17 protein-coding genes are annotated in these 19,545 nt (G+C 63.7%); 5 read left to right on the forward strand and 12 right to left on the reverse strand.

The window, feature by feature from the left end; translation table 11 throughout:
* The first annotated feature begins 3 nt into the window (after positions 1–3).
* The 4 genes from AAFG50_RS22475 to AAFG50_RS22490 all read left to right on the forward strand — a co-directional run bounded on the left by AAFG50_RS22475 (position 4) and on the right by AAFG50_RS22490 (position 3,465).
* Entirely contained in the window at positions 4–1,098 is a 1,095-nt protein-coding gene (locus AAFG50_RS22475; RefSeq protein WP_028171856.1) for a serine/threonine protein kinase, read from the forward strand.
* Positions 1,099–1,171: 73 nt separating this feature from the next.
* The gene (locus tag AAFG50_RS22480) at positions 1,172–1,756 is read left to right on the forward strand and encodes a CAP domain-containing protein (protein WP_028171855.1); all 585 of its coding nucleotides are present in this window, start codon (positions 1,172–1,174) and stop codon (positions 1,754–1,756) included.
* Positions 1,757–1,847: 91 nt separating this feature from the next.
* On the forward strand, positions 1,848–2,261 hold the full coding sequence (locus tag AAFG50_RS22485; protein ID WP_027546610.1) for a GFA family protein: 414 nt from the start codon (positions 1,848–1,850) through the stop codon (positions 2,259–2,261).
* A gap of 25 nt (positions 2,262–2,286) precedes the next feature.
* On the forward strand, positions 2,287–3,465 hold the full coding sequence (locus tag AAFG50_RS22490) for an aminotransferase class V-fold PLP-dependent enzyme (RefSeq protein WP_028171854.1): 1,179 nt from the start codon (positions 2,287–2,289) through the stop codon (positions 3,463–3,465).
* A 17-nt stretch (positions 3,466–3,482) separates the two neighbouring features.
* On the opposite strand, the gene AAFG50_RS22495 is transcribed toward AAFG50_RS22490, so the two are convergent.
* Genes AAFG50_RS22495 through yajC form a run of 6 tightly spaced genes read right to left on the reverse strand, consistent with a single transcriptional unit; the run spans position 3,483 to position 9,136 of the window.
* Positions 3,483–4,727 carry a threonine ammonia-lyase gene (locus AAFG50_RS22495; protein WP_028171853.1) on the reverse strand — a complete coding sequence of 415 codons (1,245 nt, stop codon included), beginning with the start codon at positions 4,725–4,727 and terminating at the stop codon, positions 3,483–3,485.
* A gap of 45 nt (positions 4,728–4,772) precedes the next feature.
* The gene (locus tag AAFG50_RS22500) at positions 4,773–5,636 is read right to left on the reverse strand and encodes a phytoene/squalene synthase family protein (RefSeq protein ID WP_028171852.1); all 864 of its coding nucleotides are present in this window, start codon (positions 5,634–5,636) and stop codon (positions 4,773–4,775) included.
* A complete protein-coding gene (locus AAFG50_RS22505; protein ID WP_011087501.1) occupies positions 5,633–6,016 on the reverse strand; it encodes an Mth938-like domain-containing protein in 384 nt (127 codons plus the stop codon). The genes AAFG50_RS22500 and AAFG50_RS22505 overlap by 4 nt, the downstream gene beginning before the upstream one ends.
* A 60-nt stretch (positions 6,017–6,076) precedes the next feature.
* Positions 6,077–7,096: a protein translocase subunit SecF gene (secF, locus tag AAFG50_RS22510; RefSeq protein ID WP_011087502.1), complete on the reverse strand. Its 1,020-nt coding sequence runs from the start codon at positions 7,094–7,096 to the stop codon at positions 6,077–6,079.
* A gap of 10 nt (positions 7,097–7,106) precedes the next feature.
* Positions 7,107–8,711 (reverse strand): protein translocase subunit SecD, encoded by a 1,605-nt coding sequence (gene secD, locus AAFG50_RS22515; RefSeq protein ID WP_011087503.1) that lies wholly within the window; start codon positions 8,709–8,711, stop codon positions 7,107–7,109.
* 47 nt (positions 8,712–8,758) lie between these two features.
* Positions 8,759–9,136, reverse strand: a complete 378-nt coding sequence (gene yajC / locus AAFG50_RS22520; protein WP_028171851.1) for a preprotein translocase subunit YajC — start codon at positions 9,134–9,136, stop codon at positions 8,759–8,761.
* A 181-nt stretch (positions 9,137–9,317) separates the two neighbouring features.
* Here yajC and AAFG50_RS22525 point away from each other — a divergent pair, with 181 nt between their 5' ends.
* On the forward strand, positions 9,318–10,322 hold the full coding sequence (locus tag AAFG50_RS22525; RefSeq protein ID WP_028171850.1) for an ATP-binding protein: 1,005 nt from the start codon (positions 9,318–9,320) through the stop codon (positions 10,320–10,322).
* Between the two features lie 220 nt (positions 10,323–10,542).
* Here the strand turns inward: AAFG50_RS22525 and AAFG50_RS22530 are convergent, their stop codons facing one another.
* The 6 genes from AAFG50_RS22530 to AAFG50_RS22555 all read right to left on the reverse strand — a co-directional run bounded on the left by AAFG50_RS22530 (position 10,543) and on the right by AAFG50_RS22555 (position 19,445).
* Positions 10,543–11,856: an arylsulfatase gene (locus tag AAFG50_RS22530; RefSeq protein ID WP_342714003.1), complete on the reverse strand. Its 1,314-nt coding sequence runs from the start codon at positions 11,854–11,856 to the stop codon at positions 10,543–10,545.
* Between the two features lie 103 nt (positions 11,857–11,959).
* Positions 11,960–13,027 (reverse strand): transporter, encoded by a 1,068-nt coding sequence (locus AAFG50_RS22535; protein WP_231166486.1) that lies wholly within the window; start codon positions 13,025–13,027, stop codon positions 11,960–11,962.
* Positions 13,028–13,311: 284 nt separating this feature from the next.
* The gene (locus AAFG50_RS22540; protein WP_049832412.1) at positions 13,312–14,289 is read right to left on the reverse strand and encodes an HAD family hydrolase; all 978 of its coding nucleotides are present in this window, start codon (positions 14,287–14,289) and stop codon (positions 13,312–13,314) included.
* A gap of 375 nt (positions 14,290–14,664) precedes the next feature.
* Positions 14,665–16,335: an arylsulfatase gene (locus tag AAFG50_RS22545; protein WP_074077696.1), complete on the reverse strand. Its 1,671-nt coding sequence runs from the start codon at positions 16,333–16,335 to the stop codon at positions 14,665–14,667.
* Positions 16,336–16,444: 109 nt separating this feature from the next.
* The gene (locus AAFG50_RS22550; RefSeq protein ID WP_028171846.1) at positions 16,445–17,437 is read right to left on the reverse strand and encodes a formylglycine-generating enzyme family protein; all 993 of its coding nucleotides are present in this window, start codon (positions 17,435–17,437) and stop codon (positions 16,445–16,447) included.
* 622 nt (positions 17,438–18,059) lie between these two features.
* Positions 18,060–19,445 (reverse strand): LysM peptidoglycan-binding domain-containing M23 family metallopeptidase, encoded by a 1,386-nt coding sequence (locus tag AAFG50_RS22555; protein ID WP_028171845.1) that lies wholly within the window; start codon positions 19,443–19,445, stop codon positions 18,060–18,062.
* Positions 19,446–19,545 lie beyond the last annotated feature (100 nt).

Raw genomic sequence — 19,545 nt, forward strand, 5'->3', positions numbered from 1 at the left:
TCGATGAGCCTTCCCAAAGACGACGCCGCAACGCTCTCGGCGCGCTGGACCGAGGGCGTGCTGCTCAAGCGCGACGTGTTCTCGACCGTCGAGCGCGGCCGCTTTCGTGCCGACACCGGCGAGGTCGATGCGGTGCTGCGCCGGCTCGACGAGGTGCCGTGGTGGTCGTTCCTGCTGGCCCGCCATCTGTTCGCGCGCGAGAAGCATGCGCTCGCCCTCGCCAAGGGCCTGAACGTCGGTCCCGAGCTGCTGTGGGCCGGACGCCGGGCGCTGGTGCGCGGCTTCGTCGACGGCGTCGCGCTGCATCTGGCAAAACCGCATGGCGACCTCGCCTATTTCCGCTCGGCCAAGGCGGCGCTGCGCCGGCTGCGCCGCGCCGGCATCTGCCACAACGATCTTGCCAAGGAGCAGAACTGGCTGGTCGGCCGCGACGGCCGCGCCTATGTGACCGACTTCCAGCTCGCCGCCTGCTTTGCGCGCCGCGGCCGGCTGTATCGCATCCTCGCTTATGAAGACCTCCGGCACCTGCTCAAGCACAAGCGCTCCTACGCGCCCGAGGCGCTGACGCCGCGCGAGCGCAAGATCCTGGCGAAGAAATCATTTGCCGCGAGCCTGTGGCTCGCCACCGGCAAGAAGGTCTACCGGGCGATCACGCGCGGCCTGTTCAATTTCACCGATCGCGAGGGCGGTGGGCGCCGCCTCGTCAACGACGCGCCGGTGCTGGCGGAGCTGATCCGCAAGAATCCCGCCGTGCGCGACACCGCCATCGTCGCCTTTGCCGACCGCCGTTCCGGCGTCGGGCTCTATGCCTTCGTCGAAGCCGATCAGGCCACGCTCGAAGGCCAGCTCCGCAGCGAGCTCACGGCCGCCAAAGGGCCGAAACCGCCGGAACACATCCAGGTGGTGCATGCACTGCCGCGCGACACCAGTGGCAAGCCGCGCACCGAGATCCTGCAACTGGTCGCCATGAACCAGCTCGACCTGATCGAGCCGATGATGAAGAACGACCAGGACCGCGCTTTCCTCAAGGACATTCTGGAGCAGCGCAAGAACCTGCGCGACCGCTTCAATTTCGAGGCGGACCTGCCCGCGGGCTGACGGAAGCAATGCGCCTTGAAGCGTCCACATTGGCGATAGAGAAGCAGTCGGATAACGCAGGCGTGGCGGGGTCATGAGCACTCGGGGGACGATGAGGCATCGCGTGGTCGGCGGCATGATCGCCGGCCTTCTGCTGTTGGCAGCGACGCCCGCAATGGCCGAAACCCCGGCCGAGCTGATCTCCAGCTTCCGCCTCAAGCACGGTGAAGTTCGCGTCCTCCGCGATTCAACCCTCGACCGCATCGCCATGGACCAGGCGCGCGCGATGGCGGCGAAGGACGACCTCAGCCACGACGCTCTCGGACCGTTCAACCGCCGCGTCGCACCGGCCGGCGCGGGGCGCGCCGCCGAGAACATCGCCTATGGCTACGACAATTTCGAGAAGACGCTCGGACAGTGGATCGACTCGTCCGGACACCGCAAGAACCTGTTGCTGCACAACGCCTCCCGCGTCGGCATCGCCAGCGCCAAGAATGCCAGCGGCAAGCGAACCTATTGGGCCATGGTGATCGCAGGCGACTACGAGCCGAAGGGCAAAGGCAAAGGCAAAGGCAAGAAGGACGGGGAGCCGCTGGTTGCCGTGAAGCGCGAGGCCGCGCCCGCGAAGAAGCCAAAATCCAGCGAGTGCCACATCAAGCTGCTCAGCCTCTGCATCTGAGACGACACGCTGCGCGGCAACCACTGTTGCGTGCGCTCCCCCGGCCGGCCAATATGCCATGCCGCTGTCTTGGACCAATTCGAGGCGATCAATGGCCAAAAAATACACCGCTCAATGCGCCTGTGGCGCCATCAAGTTCGAATTCGACACCGATCCGTCCTTCATCGCCAATTGTCATTGCAACGACTGCAAGCGCGCCTCGGGCGGCGAGATGGCAACTTTCTTTGCCGTGCCGGAGGATGACTTCACGCTGCTCAGCGGCAAGCCGAAGGCCTTTCACTACGTCGCGAACTCCGGCAAAGGCCTCGACCGCAACTTCTGCCCCGAATGCGGCTCGCGGGTGTTCAGCTCGAACCTCGACAGTTTCCCCAAAACGGTCTTCGTTCAGTTGGGAAGCCTCGACCGGCCCGACCTGGTCGCACCGAAGCTCGAGATGTTCACCAAACGTCGCCTGCCGTGGAATACGCCGCTCCACCTGCCGCAGTTCGAAGAGATGCCGCATTGACGCGGCCAAAGCGCGAGAGCCCCGTTTGATCGACATCGACCAAATACGCATCGACACACCGGCCGCTGAGCGGATCGCCTATCTGCACAACGCAGGCGCGGCGCTCATGCCGGCGCCCGTCGTCGCGGCGATGAAGGAGCATATCGACCTCGAGAGCGAGATCGGGGGCTATGCCGCCGCCGACCGCGAGGCGCGCCGGCTTGATTCAGTCTACAGCTCGGTAGGCCGGCTGCTGAATGCCGCGCCCAACGAGATCGCGCTTCTGGAGAACGCGACAGTTGCCTGGCAGATGGCATTCTATGCGCTTTCGTTTCGCAAGGGCGATCGAATCCTGACCGCCGAGGCGGAATACGCCGCCAACTATGTTGCGTTTCTTCAAGTCGCAAAGCGCACGGGCGCGATCATCGAGGTCGTGCCGAGCAATGCCAGCGGCGAGCTCGACATCCACGCGCTCGAACGCATGATCGACGAGCGCGTGAAGCTCATCGCCATCACCTGGATTCCGACCAATGGCGGGCTGGTCAATCCCGCAGCGGCCGTCGGCAAGATCGCACGGGCGCACGGCATTCCCTATCTGCTCGACGCCTGCCAGGCGGTCGGCCAGATGGCCGTCGACGTCGAAGCCATCGGCTGTGACATGCTGTCGGCCACGGGCCGCAAATTCCTGCGTGGCCCGCGCGGCACCGGCTTTCTCTACGTTCGCCGAGCTCTGCTGCAACGGCTCGAGCCGCCGATGATCGATCACTTCGCGGCGCCCTGGGTCTCGCGCAATCAATATCGGCTCCGTGACGATGCGCGCCGTTTCGAGACCTGGGAGAACAACTACGCAGCGCGGCTCGGGCTCGGCGCTGCCGTCGACTACGCGCTCGCTATCGGCATGAGTCCTATCGAGCAGCGCTGCCGCCTGCTGGCGGACCGCCTGCGGGGCGGCCTCGCTTCCGTTCGCGGCATCACCATTCGCGACCTCGGACGCAAACCAGGCGCCATCGTCAGCTTCACGATGGACGGGTATGAGGCGGACGCGATTGTCAGTGGTGCCGCTGCCGCCGGCATCACCATCGGTGCTTCACATCCGTCGAGCACCCGCATCGACGCCGAGATCCGGGCGTTGCCACCGCTCGTGCGCGCCTCCCCGCATTACTACAACACCGAAGCCGAGATCGACCGGCTGATCGGCCACCTCGCAGGCCTGACGCCGCGATAGCGGGACGGCCGCGCCGCTCAGGTACAGCGCGCGCTCAATCCGGATGCACTAAGCCTCGCCATGACCTCGTCGAGATGGGCGCTGTCGCGGGTCTCGATCACGAGTTGCAGCAGCGTCGCCTTGGCCGGCAGGTCGGAGAAGGTCCGCTGATGCGAGACCTCGATGATGTTGGCGCCAGCCTCGGCCAGCAGCGCAGCCACCGCCGCCAGCTGCCCGGGCCGGTCAGGAATGTCGAGGGACAACTGGGTCAGCCGTCCCTCGCGCGCCAGTTCGCGGGTCAGGACGGAGGCGATCAGCCGCGTATCGATATTGCCGCCGCTCAGCACCAGGCCGACCTTCTGGCCGGCAAAGCGGGACGGGTCGGACATCAGCGCGGCAAGGCCGGCGGCGCCGGCGCCCTCGACGACCGTCTTCTCGATCGAGATCAGGGTCGCGACCGCGCGCTCGAGCTCGGCCTCGTTGACCAGCGCGATGTCGTCGACGAGGCGCCGGACGATTTCAGTCGTGATCTTGCCGGGCGACTTCACCGCGATGCCCTCGGCGAGCGTATCGCCGCGCGCCGGCAGATTGCCGTCATGGATGGCGTTGTACATCGAGGGATAGAGCCAGGCCTCGACGCCAAGAATCCGCAGCGATGGCTTGATCGATTTCGCGGCAATGCCGATCCCGCTGATCAGGCCGCCGCCGCCGATCGGGACAACCAGCGTGTCGAGCTCCGGCACCGCCTTCAACATCTCCAGCCCGACGGTGCCCTGCCCCGCGATCACAAGCGGATCGTCGTAAGGGTGGACGAAGATCATGCCGTGAGCTTCACCGTGGCTGCGCGCAAACGCGGCCGCCTCCTCCAGCGTCGCGCCCGTCACCACCACCTCCGCGCCGTGGTGCTTCGTGTTCTCGACCTTCACCATGGGCGTGCCGACCGGCATCACGATGGTGGCGGGAATGCCGAGCCGCCTGGCGTGATAGGCGACGCCCTGCGCGTGGTTACCCGCCGACATGGCGATGACGCCGCGCATACGCTCCTCCGGCGTCAGCGCGGTGAGGCGGTTGAGCGCGCCGCGCTCCTTGAACGAGGAGGTGAACTGGAGGTTCTCGAATTTGAGCCAGATGTCACAGCCGCAGATGTTGCTCAGCGTGCGGCTGTAGCTGCAGGGCGTCTCGACGACGGCACCGCGGATGGTCTCGGCGGCTGCCTGAATGTCACCAGGCGCGACCGGAAGGCCGCTGAGATCGGAGGACGTGGTTTGGGACAAGTCAGCCATGGGACAGCATAGAGCATTTGCCCGGCTCGGGCGACAAGCCAACCGCTATTTGGTAAATTCCCGGGAACGTGAAGCCCGCCATAGCGTCCACAGCGTGCGCAGCCGCGACGAAGGCTGCGGCGTGAACGGATTGCGTCCCGGACGCGACAGGCGCTTGAGGTCGGCCTGCGCCTGGCTCAGCGGCAGGAACGCCGGCCGCACCGACGACGGCACCTGCGCCAGCAGCGACGAGGCCGTCGTCACATGCTGCCGGGCTTCACCCGCAAGCTGCTCGAGCACCGCATGGAGGTTGGGCGTCTGCCTGCTGGCGAACACATCCTCCATGTTGCAATTGTGGCTCGTCAGCACCTGCTGCGGCAGGAACAATTGCCGGTGCGCGGCATCGCGCGGCAGGTTGACGATGACCTGCACGATGCCCTGCGCCAGCCCGGCATGACGGGCAAGGTGCTCGACCGCCTCCGACGGCGGCCCCATGATCCGTCCCGCGAGCATGAACAGCGCCGATGAGGTCGCGGCCAGATAGCCTTCCAGCGCCGCCATGGTCGGCATCGGATCGTTGTAGAGATCGAACTGATGCTCGTCGGCGAGCAGCGACAACGGCTCGACCGGCAGGTCGAAATCGCGGATCGCGCGCAGCAGCTCGGCCGCCACCGGATTGCCCTCGGCGCTGCCATGGACATGGCCGGCAAGCATGTCGGTCCACCATTGCAGGCGGATCTCGCCGGGCAAGGGCTGGCTCACCTGGTCGCGGACCCGGACGATCTCGACATTGAAGGCATAGAGCGCGAGCAGCGCACGGCGCTCGGCGGCGGGCGCGAACAGGGTCGCGACATAGCGCGGAAAATCGTGGCTGCGCACGAGATCGGCGCAGAAGGCGACGGAATCGGGCGAAGGTGCAGCGCTGCTCATGGCACGGCGATCAGCGCGGCCGCAACGCGGCGCCGTTCGCCGATCATGATGTTGTAGGTGCGCACGGCCGGGCCGGTCTGCATCGTGTCCAGCACCACCCTCACCGCCTTCAGGGCCTGCCGCAGCGCCGGCGGCGGCAGCCAGACCCCGGTTCCGGTGCCAATCAGGAGCGTATCGATGCTGTTGGCGGCCGCGAAGACCCGATCCAGCGAATAGCGGTCGATCTTCGCGGGGTCCGTCACATCCCAGGCCCAGATCGCGTCAGGCAGGCAGAGCAGCGATCCCCGATGCGACATGCCGGCAAAGGCGAAGCCGCCCTTGCCATAGGCCTCGATCGGCGCCGAGCGCGGGAAATGCGGTGCGTTGGGATCGCCGGCCATGAGGTTCGTCCGAATGGGCTTACTGCCCTCGCAAACGCGTGCGAGGGCGTGCGGTTCGGATCATGCCTTGTTTTTCTTCGCCGGCGTAGCCGTATCCGGCGCATCTTCGCGATGCTCGCCGACGCCGAGATAGATCAGGATCGGCGCCGCGATGAAGATCGAGGTGTAGGTGCCGACCAGCACCACGCCGAACATCATCACCGCGGTGAAGCTGTGGATGGCGTGACCGCCGAACAGCAGCAGCGCGAGCAGCGCCAGCGTCACCGTGACGTGGGTGATGATCGAGCGCGACAGCGTCGAGTTGATGGACTCGTTGAGCAGCTGCGGCATCGGCATCTTCTTGTAGCGCCGCAGCATTTCACGGATACGGTCGTAGATGACGACCGTGTCGTTGAGCGAATAGCCCAGAATGGTCAGAAGCGCGGCGATGCTGGTCAGGTCGAAATCGACCTGACTGATCGACATGAAGCCGATCGTCAGCACGATGTCGTGCACGTTGGCGATCATGGCGCCCAGCGCGAACTGCCATTCGAAGCGGAACCAGAGATAGATCAGGATCGCGACGATCGCGAGCATCAGGCCGAGCATGCCGTAGGCCAAGAGCTCACCGGCGACGCGCGGACCGAGCACCTCGACGCGGCGGTACTCGATGGAATCGCCGAGCGCGGTACGGACCTTCTGCACGGCCTCCTGCTGGGCGGTATCGCCGCCCGGCTGCTCCGCGACGCGGATCAGGACGTTCTCGGGCCCGCCGAACTGCTGGAGCTGGACTTCGCCCAGACGCAAGCCATCCAGCGTCGTGCGCATCGCCGCGATGTCGGCGGCGCCGGACTTGGCCCGCACCTCCAGCAACGTGCCGCCCTTGAAGTCGATACCGAGGTTCAGGCCGTGGGTGAAGAACAGCGTGATGGCGACGATCGACAGCGCCGCCGAGATCGGGAAGCTGATGCGGCGGAATCGCGTGAAGTCGAAATGCGTGTTGTCCGGGACGATGCGCAACGACGGCAGCAAGCCGAGGGCCGCGACCACGGTGAGAATAGTGATGAGGACGCCGAGCCCGATGAGAACGGTGTGATTCACAATCAGGCTCCTAGATCGGCACGCTCTGCGGCCGCTTCCACCGCACCCACCCGGCGACGATCAGCCGGGTCAGGGTGAAGGCGGTGAACACCGTGGTGATGATGCCGATACCGAGCGTCACGGCGAAGCCGCGCACCGGGCCGGTGCCGATGTAGAACAGCACCGCGGCGGCAATGAAGGTGGTGATGTTGGAATCGAGGATGGTCGCGAGCGCCCGCTTGAAGCCGGCGTCGATCGCCGAGATCGCGTTACGGCCGCCGCGCAGCTCCTCGCGGATGCGCTCGTAGATCAGCACGTTGGAGTCCACGGCGATGCCGACGGTGAGCACGATGCCGGCGATGCCGGGCAGCGTCAGCGTGGCGTTGAGCAGCGACAGCAGGCCGAAGATCATGGCGACGTTGATGGCCACCGCGATGTTGGCGAACACCCCGAACAGCCGATAGGTCACGAGCATGAAGATGATGACCAGGATCGAGCCGACGTAAGCCGCAAGCTCGCCCTTCTCGATCGAGTCCTGGCCGAGGCCCGGACCGACGGTGCGCTCCTCGACCACGGTGAGCGGCGCCGGCAGCGCGCCGGCGCGCAGGAGGATCGCGAGATCGTTGGCCGATTGCACGGTGAAATTGCCGGAGATCTGGCCCTGACCGCCGGTGATCGGCTCGCGGATGACGGGCGCCGAGATCACCTTGTTGTCGAGGACGATCGCAAACGGCAGCCCCACGTTTTCCTGCGTGGCCTGCGAGAACTTGCGCGCGCCCGACGTGTTGAACTTGAAGCTGACGACCGGCTCACCCGTGCGCTGGTCGAAGCTCGCCTGGGCATCGGTCAGGTCGCCGCCGGCGACCAGCACCTGCTTCTTGACCACGTAAGGTGTGGGCGGTGGCGAGGCGCTCATCAGCAGATCGGATTCCGGCGGCAACCTGCCCTGCTGCGCCTGATCCGGCGGCACGGAGGTGTCGACCATGCGGAATTCCATCTTCGCGGTCTTGCCCAGCAGTTCCTTCAGGCGGGTCGGGTCCTGAAGACCGGGGACCTGCACCAGGATGCGGTCGTTGCCCTGGCGCTGGATGACGGGCTCGACGGTGCCGAGCTCGTTGACGCGGCGCTCGACGATCTGGATCGATTGCTCGATGGTCTTGCGCATGCGGTCGAGCATCGCGGCCTGCGGGATGCTCAGGCGGATCACGCCGCCACCGGCATCGGTCACTTCAAGGTCGCGTTGACCGCTGGAGCCCATCAGACCGCCGAGCGGCTGGGCCAATTCGCGCAGCTTGGCGAGCGCCGGCTGCACATCGGTTTCCTTGGTGATGCGAACCTCGGCCGCGTCGTTGCGCACGGTGACGCCGCCGGTGAAGCCGATCTTGGCATCGCGCAGCGTCCGGCGAACGTCGTCGCGGACCTGGTCCAGCCTCTCCTTCTTCACATAGTTGGAATCGACCTCGAGCAGCAGATAGGAGCCGCCCTGGAGGTCGAGGCCGAGCACGAGCCGGCGCTGCGCCCAGGCGGGCCAGGTCTTGACCTGTGCCTCGGGGAAGAAGTTCGGGACCGCGCAGAGGCACACGATCAGCGCCGTCAGGATAATCCCCAGCGCCCTCCACCGCGTGAAATACAACATCGACTGGACCTGTCAGATCAGGAGACTTGAGATGCTCGCGGAAGCGTTCACTTCGACGCGGCGTCGTCCTTGGCGGTTTCCTTCGCGCTATCCTTGGATTCCTTCGCCGGCTCGCCCTTGGCGCGCACGCCGGAGATCATCTGGCGCATCTGCCGGACGCGGACGCCGTCGGAAATCTCGAACTCGATCTGGTCGTCGTCGACGACCTTGGTGACCTTGCCGACGAGGCCGCCCGAGGTCACGACGGTGTCGCCGCGACGGATGTTCTTCACGAGGTCGGCGTGGTCACGGACCTTCTTCTGCTGCGGACGCAGAATCAGGAAGTACATGATCACGAAGATCAGGGCGAACGGCAGCAGCGACATCAACATGCTGTTGGTGTCGCCGGCGCCCGCGGCCTGGGCATACGCAGGGGTAATCAGCATTCGGACGATCCTCGTGACAACGGGGGAAAGCCGGTCAGGCCCTCAAAGGCGACCGGCTCGGTCAAATTCGCGCGGACTATAGCGGCCACCGCCCCAATTGCAACGCTGCCAGACCGTCCTTTTGGTCACCTTGCGGCGCGCCGTCAGGCCCGATAAGGCTGCATTCTCAGGAACTTCGGACATGCCCAAAAAACCAAGCAAAAGCCCGGCCGGCAAAGGCCCCCGTACCCCTGCCAGGAAGCCTGCCCGCGTCGCGGCAAAACGCCCCACGGCAGCCTCCAAAGCAGTCTCCAAGGCGATCTCCAAGGCAGCGCCTGACCTCAACCAGGAGCGGATCGTCCTCGCCCTCGAGACCATTGCGGCGCACCTCTCCGCCCAGGGCAAGCCGGCGGCCGAACCCGAGTCGTTCGGCCGGGCGGATGCCTATGTCTGGCATCCGGATGGCCGCCTCTCGGCGGTGCCGCGGGTCAGCCGCGTCGAGCTGTTCCTCCTCAAGGGCGTCGACCGGATGCGCGACATCCTGATGGAGAACACCGAGCGCTTCGCAGGCGGCCTACCCGCCAACAACGCCCTGCTCTGGGGCGCGCGCGGCATGGGCAAGTCGTCGCTGGTGAAGGCCGCGCATGCCAGCATCAATGCGGACCGCAAGCCGGCCGACAAGCTGAAGCTGATCGAGATCCACCGCGAGGACATCGAGACTTTGCCCGCGCTGATGGAGCAGCTGCGCGCCTCGTCCTTCCGCTTCATCGTGTTCTGCGACGACCTCTCCTTCGACGGCAATGACGCCTCGTACAAGTCGCTCAAGGCCGTGCTCGAGGGCGGCATCGAGGGCCGGCCCGAGAACGTCATCCTCTACGCCACCTCCAACCGCCGCCATCTGCTCGCGCGCGAGATGATCGAGAACGAGCGCTCGACCGCGATCAATCCCGGCGAAGCGGTCGAGGAAAAGGTGTCGCTGTCGGATCGCTTCGGCCTCTGGCTCGGCTTCCACCGATGCAGCCAGGACGAATATCTCGCCATGGTGCGCGGCTATTGCAGCCATTTCGGCATCAAGGTCGATGATGAGGCGCTGGAGCGCGAGGCGCTGGAATGGTCGACCACGCGCGGCTCGCGCTCGGGCCGTGTCGCCTGGCAGTTCGTGCAGGAGCTTGCGGGACGACTGGGCGTGAAGCTCACGGCGCAGTAGCGGTCGGATCGCAACCCACTTACGGCTGTCTTTCCCCGAAGGCGGGGAATCAAGGGCGCGCGCATAAAAACCGGTTATGGCGGCGTGTAGGGATCTGGGGTGCCAAGTTTGATCGGAGGGTACTTCTTGAAGCTCGCTTCCAGTTCTCCGATGATTCTCACTGCGGGATCGGCGACCCAGGAGTTTTGCGCGGCAACATCACGCTCCTCCTTCCGGTCGGTCAGTAGATTGATGTCGGCAAGGGCAATTTCTGCGGCGTGGCGTACATAGTTTCCTGCCAGATCAAATGGACTTTCCAGTTTCGCCATTTGACGGCTGACAGCCGGTCGGCCACGTAGGCGGGGAACCCTTCGCGGTTAGAGGCCTCCTGCTTGCCCAAAAAGAAATCTAGCTGATCCACGCCGTCAATCGCGCGATCCGTAGGGACCTCTGCGCCCCCGATCCGCGCAAGCGTCGTGAAGAGGTCAACGATGTGAACGATTTCGTTGCTGATGCGGCCCGCCGGCACCTTGCCGGGCCAGCGAATGATGAACGGTGCCCGCAGTGAACCTTCCATCGCCGTGAAGTAAGTTCCGCGCCAAGGTCCGTTGTCACCCTCCCAGGGGTTGGTTGCCTCCGGGCCATTATCGCTGGTGAATATCACAAGCGTGTCGTTTTCGATGCCTGCTTGCTTGATGGCATCGAGGATTTGCCCGGTTCGGTAGTCCATTTCGGCCAGGCAATCGGCCCAATCGCCGTTGCCGGTTCTGCCCGCGAACTCAAGATTTGGAAGCGTCGGCATGTGAACGTGCGCGAACGGGACGTAGGCATAGAATGGCTTGCCTGAGCTCGCGTTGCGCTTGATGAACTCCACCGCACGGCTGGTGATTTCCGCGTCCATGGTGCGGCGGTGATCCACATCCAGCACGGCGACCTGTCGAGGTTTATCGCCCTTGCGTGCTTCATAGATATGTTGAGGGTGAACGACTTTCGCATTCCAACCCTGCCTGTTTCCGACCGACGGCCACATGCTTCGTGTCTCGTCCAGGGACGGCCACATCGCCTCGTCATACGTGCGCGGGATGCCATACCACTCGTCGAAGCCCTGATTGGTCGGCATCCGGTCTTCGGCGCTGCCGAGATGCCATTTGCCCCACATCCCGGTCGCGTAGCCCTGCCCCGACAACAGCTCCGCGGTCGTGATCTCCCACTGTGTTAATCCGTCGGGGATGCCGCCGATCGGAACTTCGTACGTTCCGGAGCGGATGGCAAAGCGTCCTGTAAGCAGGGCCGATCGGGACGGCGTACACTGCGCTTCAACATTGAAGTTGAGGAGGCGGGTGCCCTCACCGGCGAGCGCGTCAATACGTGGCGTGGGCGCGCCGCGGAGGATACCGCCGCCATATACGCCCAACTCGCCGTAGCCCAGATTATCCGCGAGGATGACGACAATATTGGGATTCTTAGGTTGCTGCGCTGCGGCAGGCGCGCTCGCAATCGCTATGGCGGCCACTGATGCCAACGAACCGAGCCAGATGGTTTTGCTCTTCGGCATTTTGCCCTCAGATCAATAGGCCACCTTCCGACCAAGCTCGGCACCAATTCTCTACGTGCCGCTAGAGCCGGTTGCCGGTTTGTGCCTTTCTCCAGTTGATCCCCTACTTCGTCACCCTGTGCCGGGTCGGCGCAACGGTGCTTTCAGGTGCGGCGGGCGAAATCGCAAAGGTCAGCCAGGTATTCCAGCCCGACGGCCGGTTCGCCGCCTCGAATTCGCCATATCCCTTTATGTTCAGATATCCCTGCATGCTGCCGATCGGAAAAAGATAGCCGAACTGCGGACCGATGCCGAAAACTCGCGACCTGAATCCGCCAAGGGCCGGCAGTCCGCCGGTATCGTTGGAGACCTGCTGATAGGCATAGCCGACCAGACCTACGAAGGCCTGCTTTGAGAGAAATTTCGACGCGCCCCAATCGAAGTGGAAATCGACGCCGCTCTGAACCAGCGTGTCCGGGTTCTTGAAGTTGTATGTGAAGCCGCCGACGCCGGAGAATTCATATCCCGTCATCGGGTTGAGGTAAGTGTAACCCCCGCCTGCGTCGATGGCGCCATGACCGATACCGATGTTGGAGAGGCGGCTGGGTTCATAGGCGCCGACTGGAATGTCGCCGGTCACATAGGTCATGTAGTTGTGGACGCCGTCGTGCCACTTCATCGAGACCATGGGATAGAGGTCGCCGAACCCGGTGAGCGAGTCCGATATGCTTCCCGTGCGGGTCGCCGAAATCGGACCGAACCCGGTCGTCAGCGTGCCATCAAGGGTCGTGCTGTTTCGGCCGTAAACGCCCATGACACCGACGGACAATTGCCCGCCGAGGACCGGCGTCGCGAACGTATACGTCGGAGCCAGAAACAGCAGGTCTGGCGGCGCTTTGAGATTTACGTTCAAGTTGACATTGACGTTCGGAGAGAAGCGGCCAATCTGAACTTCTCGGGCCGCTGCGGCAGCACCGGAGGCGGACACACTGGTGTGGTAATAGATCGTCCCGAGGGACCAGCCTGGGGCGGTGGGTGCCGCTGCCAGACTGCCGAACAGCCCCGGGACCCAGAACGAGATGCCGCTCTCGTCGGCGCTCGCGATTTGCGGCGAAAACGTGAGAGCTGCAACCACAACCGCGCTGAGCAGGGTCGGTTGAGAGGCACCCGCAAATTCCAACGTGGGCTTCATCTGCAATCTCCTAGCGGTTCGACGGATGCATCGAGATTTGGCGGTCGCGAACCCACCTTCCGTTTTAAGACCTGGTCCCGTCATCAGGCCTAAGCCTATCTCGAGACCGAAGGAATCGGAGTTTCGTCTACGGGCTGTAAGTAAGGCATGCTCCAGACCCGATGTCCGTTGTGAATTGGCCACATCTAAAAATATAGTCGGGTGCTATGCCCAACGGCGTGCATTGAGCTCAATGGCTGGCTGCGCACTGCATTCGCGCAGCCGTGGATCTTACGATTTCACCTCTAATCAAACGAAAAGATACTCTTCCAGTCGTTCTTCATGTCCACAACGGTCCACCTGTTCAGCGCTGCAGCATCGAGAGCGACATCGAGCTTGCCGAAATGTGATTGGCGATCGTAGGCATATTCGCGTTCCGCATCGGTATGGTGGACGATCAGGCCGAACCGCGCGCCACTGGTACCGAGCGTCGCCCATTGCAGCATTTCGAGGTCGCCATCGGAGTTGCCGAAGGCGGCGATCGGACGCCGGCCGATGTGGCTATTGATCCCGATCGGTTTGCCGGCCTTGTCGTCGATGAAATCGATATCCGGCAAGCGAAATAGAACCGGCGTGCTGTCGCGCATCTCATACCGGGTCTTGATTGACGATCCGACGACCTGCTCGGGAGGCACGCCATAAATCGCCTCGGTCCATGGTCGCATGAATTCGACGCCGCCACCTGACACGATGAAGGTCTTGAAGCCGTTGGTGCGGAGGTAAGCGAGCAGTTCGAGCATAGGCTGATAGACAAGTTCGGTATACGGACGCTTGAAACGGCCATCACGCGCGGTCGCAAGCCAGTCTGTGACGATCTTCTCAAACTCCGCCGTCGTCATGCCGGCGTGAGTTACCGCCAGCAGCTCGGCCACGCCCTTCTCCCCGAAAGCTGCGAGCGCCTTCAAGTCGCCATTCAGCACTGCCGCGAAGGGCTGCTTGTCCTTCCATTCCGGATGCATAGGCGCAAGGACCTTCACGCGATCCAGCGCAAACGCCAGTTGCACATACATCGGCTGTTCGATCCAAAGCGTGCCGTCGTTGTCGAAGGTTGCGATGCGTTGATCGGGGGGCACGAAATAGGGTCCACCGTTCTCCGTGACCCGTGCGACGAAGTCGACGATCGAGGCTTTCGTCGGGCCCTCGTTCCAGGACGGCAGAGGACCGGCTTGCGTCTGGGCCATGGCGGACGTGGAACGCAGAGCGGCAGATAGAAACGGAAGCATCGCCAGAGACGAGAGCAGTGCGCGCCGGTCAAGGCGTGATCGCGTGATCTGTTTCATTGTCGATCCGTTTCGATCGTGCGGTCCCTACTGGCCAACATTGAAGCGGCCACAAGCGAACTTCCGCTCAGCAGCAGATCGCGGCGTTTCATTCCGCCGTCCGATTACGGCGGAACGTCGTGGGATTCTTCTAGCGGACGCTTGTTACTCATGACGTGCTCCTCCTGTTGTTATGCAATTGGCTCTGTTCGCTTGATGCATCGGAAGCGGACGTGGCTTGTGGAGGTGCCGACCGGTCCGGCGCGGCCTCCTTGATCACTTTGCTCGCGATTCCGTTGGCGGGCGCCCTATGTCGGGCGCCCGCATCAAGCATCCGAGCTACTGGCTCGGGTGCCCCTGACCCTTCTTGAGCTGTTCCATGACCTGATCCAGGTTGTAGCTCGCGGGATCCTGAAGGGGTGGGAACTCCTTGTAGGATTCCAGCTCCTTCAGCCACAGCACCTGCCCGATGGGCAGCAGGTTCCAGTCGTATATGTAAGCCGTGACCGGCCCGGCGAGCGCGCCGCTGAACCAGAAACTCGCCTTTTTCTCATCGCCCCACGACGTCTCGAATGGATCGCGCTTGAGGTTAACCATGCCGGCTGCGAACTGGGTCTGGACTCCCGGCGAGAGGAAGCCCGTCGCGGTTTCGGGCGCGATCGCGAAATACATCTTCCAATTCTTGTAGCGCACTGCCGACGGGTGGCTGCTGGAATAGTAGAAGAAGGTATCGCGCGCCGACTTCTCCGAACGTCCCGAGAGGTACTCGGTCTGATCGACGCCATCGAGCTTGGTCTTGACGATGCCCGGATAGGCACCGGCCATTATCCGCTTGTTCAGCGCATCGCCCTTGGCTCCGCCGGCGATGTTGACAAGCGTGGGCAGCCAGTCGAGCGACGCGAAGATGTCGTTCTTGACCGTTCCAGGCTTGATGACGCCCGGCCAGCGAATGACACACGGAGCGCGCATGCCGCCTTCCCAGGTGTTCATCTTCGAGCCCTTGAACGGGGTGACGCCGCCGTCGGGGAAGGTGAAGGTTTCGGCGCCGTTGTCGGTGGTGAACACCACGATCGTATTGTCGAGCTGGCCCATGTCCTGGAGCTTCTTCAGCACATAGCCGATGTTGTCATCCATCTGCTTCATGCCGGCTTCGTTGACGCCCCAGTCCTTGCCGCCCGGCTCGCCGACCATTGCCATGTACTTGTCGTTAAGCACGGTCGTCACATGCATGCGCGCAGGGTTGTACCAGACGAAGAAAGGCTTGCCCGTCGTCTTCGGGTCGTTGCGATCGATGAAGTCGATGACCTTGGCCGAGATTTCCTCGTCGACACCCTTCGATCGCTCGAGCGTCAGCGGGCCCTGGTCGACACACTGCTGAGTCCTGGATGTACCGTCCGACTTGCACGCCAGCACGTTGCGCGGAGGCGTCAGGCAAACCGTCGTCTGCGGATCGACCGCGCCCGGTACCTCCGGGATACCGGGGATCGGCGTATTCTTGCATGGCGGAACAACCGTCTGCTGGGTCGGGGTCTTGTTGATGTCCGGGAAGCTCACGCCCTGCATCGCATCGAGATGATACAGATAACCCCAGAACTCCTGGAAGCCGTGCGCGGTCGGCAGCGCGTCGGTGTGGTCGCCGAGATGGTTCTTGCCGAACTCGCCGGTGTTGTAGCCGAGATCGAGCAGGAACTTGGCGAGCGATGGAGTGCCGGGCCGCAGATAGGACGGGCTGCCGGGCAGTTGCGGAGGAATCATCCCGGTGCGCAGCGGATTCATGCCGGTGAGAAAGGCATTGCGGCCGGCCGTGCAGCTCTGCTCGGCGTAATAGTGCATGAAGATCGCGCCTTCGTTGCCGATGCGATCGATGTTGGGCGTTTCCCCGACCATCAGGCCGCGGTGGTAGATGCTCGGCTGCATCCAGCCGATGTCGTCGCCCATGATGAAGAGGATATTGGGTTTCTGTGCCGGCTGTGCGGTCGCCGGCGTGCTGGCTGCCCCGGACAGCGACATCAACATCGTCGCGCCAAGCAGCGATGCGCAGGACCGCTTGTGCCAACCAGGTGTCTTGCGTGACTTGTCGGGCAATATAGTACTCAACATGGTTACGCTCTCCTGTTTATTATGCGTCAGAGGCTCCTCGCCTGACGCACCGAAAGCCGAGATGACTCGTGGAAGTATCGATCGGCTCCGCATGCCGCGCAGCCGGCCGGTAGCGTCGGCAGTAATTCGGCGCGCACAAATGCGAGCCGCCTTTGATGACCTTCCGTGGAATCTTCACGTTGGTCGTTCTTGGGTCGTAGCTATCGGCCTCGCGGCCGCCGCGCGGGTTCTCTGGAATGCAACAGGCTTTTGCTGCGTCGGCCTCATGCCGAGGCGAATACCAGTCTGACGTCCATTCCCAGACGTTGCCGATCATATCGTGCAGCCCGTGTCCGTTCGGCGGGAATGCGGTGACCGGCGAAGTCCGTTCGTATCCATCGTCCCTGGTGTTTTGGCGCGGAAATTCGCCCTGCCAGGTGTTGGCCATGTGGCGGCCGTCCGGCGCAAAAACATCTCCCCACGCGAACTCGGCGCCATCCAGCCCGCCGCGCGCCGCAAATTCCCATTCCGCTTCGGTCGGCAAATCCTTGCCAGCCCATTTTGCGTAGGCGAGCGCATCGCTGAAGGCCACATGCACCACGGGATGATCGTCCAGCCCACGGATGTCGCTGCCCGGCCCGTAGGGATGTCGCCAGTCCGCGCCCTTGGCGAAGGTCCACCACTGGCTGAAGTCCCGGAGACTGACCGGGTGCGCGGGCGGAGAGAACACCAGCGAGCCCGCGTAGATCATATGCGGGAGCATTCCGGGATAGTCCTTTGGATCGGGCGTGATCTCGGCAACGGTGACGTGGCCGGTAGCCTTGGCGAACGCCTTGAATTGCCGGTTCGTCACTGGATGGCAATCCATCCAGAACGCATCCACGGTGACGCGGTGGACCGGCGCTTCCTCCGGATAGTGCCGATCCGAACCCATGCGAAACGTGCCGCCCGGCACGTACAGCATCCCCTCACCTGCTGGTTGCTGGTACGATTGTCCGGAATCAGGCGACGATTTCGTATCAGCCAGCTTCATGCCGGTCTCCGCCCCGTGTGTCGTTGGCCTGCGCTGCTACGGACACGGAACGCCAGACTTCCAGGTTGATCTAGATCAAAGGGGCCCGGTCGGGTCATTCACGACAGCGCTGGATCGCCAGCAAGCCCTGCCATGTCCGCTGCGCCATCAAAACCGAAGCAGATTCAGAACATTAGGACATCGCACCGGCAGCCATCGGCTACTTTGTATGGGGTTGTTCTTCGATAATTTGATCGTCCGGTCACAAAAGCCTCAGGCCGAACCTGATCTCATTCTCTTTAGCGGTCTCGCGACCAACGCGTTCCAGGCTCCGACACCGGACCCTCGAATCATACGCGACGAACTCAGCGATTTTGAATGGTTCGGGATTCAGAGAGCTTGCCGGAAAAGAAGGAGCAAGCACAAACATTCCGCCGGAGCGAAATCGCATGAACGCGATCTGCTTCCGGCATTCGCCAAACTTTTATTAATCCGAATTTTGCTGCGTGCTGATCTACGCCACAGTTCACGGCAGCGTCTCGGCCTAGCGACTGCTGTCTATGCAATACTGGATCGCCCGCTTTCGCGGGCGATGGCAGTTTCCTTGTGGCGATGGCCTGCCCTACTCCTCAGGCCCTACGCCTCACGCCCCGTTCAGGAATTGAAGCGGGTCAACCGGACTCGATCCTTTGCGGATCTCGAAGTGGAGCTGCGGCGACGCCACCTCTCCGGATTGACCCGACTTGGCAATGACCTGACCGCGCTTGATGGTATCGCCGCGCTTCACCAACAGCTCACTCGCATGGGCATATGCGGTGACGTAGCCGTTGGAGTGCCGAACCAGGACCAGATTGCCGTAACCTTTCAGCTCGTTGCCGGAATAGGCGACGACGCCGTCTTCAGCCGCCTTGACCGGCGTACCCTCGGGCACAGCGAGATTGATGCCGTCGTTGGACTTGCCGTTGGTCTTGGCGCCGTAGGTCGTGACCACCTTGCCGCGCACCGGCCAGCGGAAAGTCGGCAGCGCGCTGGTGGTCTCCGCAGCTTTCGCAGGTGCCTCGACAGCCTTCTCTTCGACATTGGCGGTGGCCTGGGCCAGGCGCGCGCTCTGCACCGGCGCGGCGACAGCGGCCATCTTGGTGGCAGGCGCCGGAGCGGCCGCAACCGGCTGGAGTGTACCGGCGACCGGGGCTGCCCCGACTGGCGCAGCAACAGGTGCAGCGACGGCGGCGGTCTTCGCGCCGGGAACGGTCAGCTTGGTGCCGAGCTTGAGCTTCGCCGACGGATCGAGGCCGTTGGCGCGGGCCAGTTCAGCCGCCGAGATGTGATTCTTGCGGGCGATGCTGGCGAGCGTGTCGCCGCGGTTGACGAAGTGCATGCTCGGCGGCGCGGCGAGGGCCGCAACCGGCTTCGCCGCCGGCGCCGCGGCGACGGGAGCCATCGCCGGCGCGGGTGCAGCCGCGGTCGCGCCCGGATGCGGGATGATCAGCTGCTGGCCTGGCGAGAGCGCACGTGGCCCCTTGTAGCCATTGGCGGCGAGGATCGCCTGCGGCGTGACGTGATAACGCTTGGCCAGCACGTCGAGCGTGTCGCTGGTGCCGACGATGATCTTGGTCCCGCCGGCCGGCTGGGCGGCCGCGACCGAGCGCGACGGCACGGTGGCCGTGGTCTCCAGATGCGGCTGCGCCGGGGGCGCGTAGGACCCGACGCCCCGCCCGCCACCGGACATCCCGCCGCCTGCCGCAACCGGATAGGATTGCGGCGCGGACACCGCCGGCGGCGGCAAGGGCTGCGACTGGTAATAACCGGGCTGCGTCTGCGGCCGCGAATATTGCGGCAACTCACGCTGCGGCGGCGGTGCCTGCTGCACCGAACCGGTCTGATCGGAGGCAAAAGGATTGGAGAAGTTCGACTGGGACAGCCGCGACGACATGTCGGCGCTGCACCCAGCGAAGCTGAAGGAGATCAGCGCCAGCACCGCGACCTGCGGTACGCGGCGCGAGTAAAGCAACTCGGCGACGACAGACATGGTTACTCACTCGTACGCAACAGAACTGGTCTTTTAAGTAAACACGCGCCGAGTAAATAACGGCTTAACCCTCCCAATAAGATGTTGGCCGCACAGCCAA

The organism is Bradyrhizobium sp. B039, from assembly GCF_038965675.1.
Lineage (GTDB): Bacteria > Pseudomonadota > Alphaproteobacteria > Rhizobiales > Xanthobacteraceae > Bradyrhizobium > Bradyrhizobium diazoefficiens.

Excerpts from the sequence above, each read along its gene's own strand:
- AAFG50_RS22475 (WP_028171856.1), top strand. The coding sequence starts at position 4 with ATGAGCCTTCCCAAAGACGACGCCGCAACGCTCTCGGCGCGCTGGACC.
- AAFG50_RS22480 (WP_028171855.1), top strand. The coding sequence starts at position 1,172 with ATGAGCACTCGGGGGACGATGAGGCATCGCGTGGTCGGCGGCATGATC.
- AAFG50_RS22485 (WP_027546610.1), top strand. The coding sequence starts at position 1,848 with ATGGCCAAAAAATACACCGCTCAATGCGCCTGTGGCGCCATCAAGTTC.
- AAFG50_RS22495 (WP_028171853.1), bottom strand. The coding sequence starts at position 4,727 with ATGGCTGACTTGTCCCAAACCACGTCCTCCGATCTCAGCGGCCTTCCG.
- AAFG50_RS22500 (WP_028171852.1), bottom strand. The coding sequence starts at position 5,636 with ATGAGCAGCGCTGCACCTTCGCCCGATTCCGTCGCCTTCTGCGCCGAT.
- AAFG50_RS22505 (WP_011087501.1), bottom strand. The coding sequence starts at position 6,016 with ATGGCCGGCGATCCCAACGCACCGCATTTCCCGCGCTCGGCGCCGATC.
- secD (WP_011087503.1), bottom strand. The coding sequence starts at position 8,711 with ATGTTGTATTTCACGCGGTGGAGGGCGCTGGGGATTATCCTGACGGCG.
- yajC (WP_028171851.1), bottom strand. The coding sequence starts at position 9,136 with ATGCTGATTACCCCTGCGTATGCCCAGGCCGCGGGCGCCGGCGACACC.
- AAFG50_RS22525 (WP_028171850.1), top strand. The coding sequence starts at position 9,318 with ATGCCCAAAAAACCAAGCAAAAGCCCGGCCGGCAAAGGCCCCCGTACC.
- AAFG50_RS22530 (WP_342714003.1), bottom strand. The coding sequence starts at position 11,856 with ATGCCGAAGAGCAAAACCATCTGGCTCGGTTCGTTGGCATCAGTGGCC.
- AAFG50_RS22535 (WP_231166486.1), bottom strand. The coding sequence starts at position 13,027 with ATGAAGCCCACGTTGGAATTTGCGGGTGCCTCTCAACCGACCCTGCTC.
- AAFG50_RS22540 (WP_049832412.1), bottom strand. The coding sequence starts at position 14,289 with ATGCTTCCGTTTCTATCTGCCGCTCTGCGTTCCACGTCCGCCATGGCC.
- AAFG50_RS22545 (WP_074077696.1), bottom strand. The coding sequence starts at position 16,335 with ATGTCGCTGTCCGGGGCAGCCAGCACGCCGGCGACCGCACAGCCGGCA.
- AAFG50_RS22550 (WP_028171846.1), bottom strand. The coding sequence starts at position 17,437 with ATGAAGCTGGCTGATACGAAATCGTCGCCTGATTCCGGACAATCGTAC.
- AAFG50_RS22555 (WP_028171845.1), bottom strand. The coding sequence starts at position 19,445 with ATGTCTGTCGTCGCCGAGTTGCTTTACTCGCGCCGCGTACCGCAGGTC.